The following is a 287-nucleotide window of genomic DNA, read 5'->3' as shown; positions in this document are numbered from 1 at the left end:
ACCATCGTCGTGAACGCCGAGGAGAAGTTCGGCGTCCGCATCCCCGACGAGGACGTCAAGAACCTGCGCACCGTCGGCGACGCCGTCGCCTACATCTCCCAGGCGCAGGGCTGAGGACGCACCACCGGCCGGCCCGCTCCCCGCGGGCCGGCCGCACCCAGCACCACCGCACGACCCAGCAGTTCGCCGTCAGAGCTCGAGAAGGAGCTGACCGACCATGACCATGACCACGACGGGAACGTCGCGCCGCGTCGTCGTCACCGGGATGGGAGCGACGACCCCGATCG

1 protein-coding gene is annotated in these 287 nt (G+C 70.4%); it reads left to right on the top strand.

The genetic code is table 11. The features are described from left to right. Nucleotides 1-114: acyl carrier protein (locus GTQ99_RS26460; RefSeq protein WP_166618119.1), on the top strand; the 114-nt coding region annotated here is incomplete at its 5' end. Between the last annotated feature and the right edge of the window lie 173 nt (nt 115-287).

It is taken from the genome of Kineococcus vitellinus (genome assembly GCF_009906315.1).
Taxonomy (GTDB): domain Bacteria; phylum Actinomycetota; class Actinomycetes; order Actinomycetales; family Kineococcaceae; genus Kineococcus; species Kineococcus vitellinus.
This window is presented reverse-complemented; position numbering and strand designations above follow the sequence as displayed.